Genomic DNA, 1,881 nt, shown 5'->3' with positions numbered 1-1,881 from the left:
AAGGTGGGCAGGCACCGGGACGTCCTGCGCACGCGTCGGCCCGCCCAACAGGGCGAGACCGAGAAACAGCCACGAAAGCGTTGAACCGCGCATTGGTCATGATCTCCCGGCACTGTCGATGGTTTGAATCGAAACGATTTATCGGTCGGGCGCCGCATCGCCAGCGTTGCTCCGGCGGCGCCGCCACCCGGCTTCATGGCTGGTCCGTGGCGCACAGGTTACCTATAGTTGGCGCCACACCAAGCAATGGAATGCTCAATGCGCGTAATGTCATCCGGGCGGTGCCTGGCACTTGCGCTCGCCGTCGCGGTGACCGCCACGGCCTGCACGCGTCCGCCGTCCACCGGCCAGGAGCCGGATGGAACGGTGCCCGGGGCTACGCAGATTGGCCGCACCATCAACGGCCATACCTATTCCGATGCGCCGGTGGATGTGAAGCTGGGGCCGACGACCTTCCGCATTCCCGCCAATTACCTGGACAGCCAGATTGCACCATGGCCCGGCGAAGGCGTCACGCTTGTCATTGAATGGCCGGATATGACACCAACGCCGCCAGGTGCGCGGGCGAATCCTCGGACGAATGATTTCCGGAAGGAGATTGCGGTGTCGATCGATTACATCGACCGGGTTCCCATTGAGACTTCGCTGGAACGGCTTTCCTCCAATGAGGCCATCACCGAAGCCGGCTCAGTGGAGCGGGGAAATCCGAAGAATCGGCTTGATCTGCGCGTGGCACACCCTGAGAAGTTGGGACTTACGCCCTACGCCATCGATGAAGCGAGGATGGCGGTCTACTCTAAGGCATACGAAGCCCGTTACGGAAAGCCGTACGCCCGCAACGCTGCCAGTGAGTATGACTGGTACGTTGCGCGCGATCCCAGAGGCGCTCTGACCACCTTCATCAAGTGCGAGAGCACCTCGTTCCGCGGAGACGGCGTGCGACTGGAGGGCGATCAGGTCGTTGACGAGGAAGGCACTGTTGCAGCCGGGTGCTTCCACTATTTTTCGGATGTCGAGAACAAGCTGTCCATCACCTTGAATTACAAGCGCGCCTTCCTGAAGGACTGGAAGCGCATGGAGGGCGCAGTACGGAACGTACTGGAAAGCACCAAGGCCAATTGACAACTCTAGCCACAGGGGTCCAATGCGTCAGCGCGCAGGTTATGTGCCATGACCCTGAATCCGTCGCTGTCCCATGACGGTCAGTTTGCCTATAGTTGGCTCCAAACCAAGCAATGGACTGTCCCCATGCGCGTGATGAGATCCGGGTCGTGCCTGACGCTGGCGCTTGCCGTTGCTGTCAGCGCCTGCGCGTGCGCAAGGACGCCGCCCACCGAACAGAAAGGGAGTTCAGCCATGTCGGAACCTGCACATACCGGTAGAACCATCAACGGCCATACCTATTCCGATGCGCCAGTGGATGTGAAGCTGGGCCCGACTACCTTCCGCATTCCAGCCAACTACCTGGACAGCCAAATTGCGCCGTGGCCAGGCGAGGGCGTGACCCTTGTCATTGAATGGCCGGATATGACGCCGACGCCGCCGGGGGCGCGTGCGAATCCTCGGACGAATGATTTCCGGAAGGAAATATCGGTGTCGATCAACTACATCGACAGAATTCCCATCGAGACATCCCTGTCGCGGCTTTCCTCCAATGAAGCCGTTACCGAAGCCGAATCGGTGGAGCGTCGCGATCCAAGAGACCGTCTCGACCTTCGCGTAGCCGGGCCGGAGACGTTGGGATTGACCCCCTACGCTATTGACGAGGCGAAGATGGCCGCTTACTCGAAGGACTATGAAGCGCGCTATGGGAAACCGCCTGTTCGCAATCTCGCCTATGAGGACGACTGGTACGTTGCACGCGGCGCGGAGGGTGACCTC

General features: G+C 60.6%; 2 protein-coding genes. Both read left to right on the top strand.

Features of this window, described 5'->3' with window-relative positions:
• The first annotated feature begins 258 nt into the window (after nt 1-258).
• The gene (locus tag ACXJKH_RS19600) at nt 259-1,122 is read left to right on the top strand and encodes a Smlt3025 familytype IV secretion system inhibitor (RefSeq protein ID WP_457321871.1); all 864 of its coding nucleotides are present in this window, start codon (nt 259-261) and stop codon (nt 1,120-1,122) included.
• Between the two features lie 126 nt (nt 1,123-1,248).
• The coding region (locus tag ACXJKH_RS19595) for a hypothetical protein (protein ID WP_457321873.1) at nt 1,249-1,881 on the top strand (633 nt) is incomplete at its 3' end.

The organism is Stenotrophomonas sp. P5_B8, from assembly GCF_054049855.1.
This window is presented reverse-complemented; position numbering and strand designations above follow the sequence as displayed.

Excerpts from the sequence above, each read along its gene's own strand:
- ACXJKH_RS19600 (WP_457321871.1), top strand. The coding sequence starts at position 259 with ATGCGCGTAATGTCATCCGGGCGGTGCCTGGCACTTGCGCTCGCCGTC.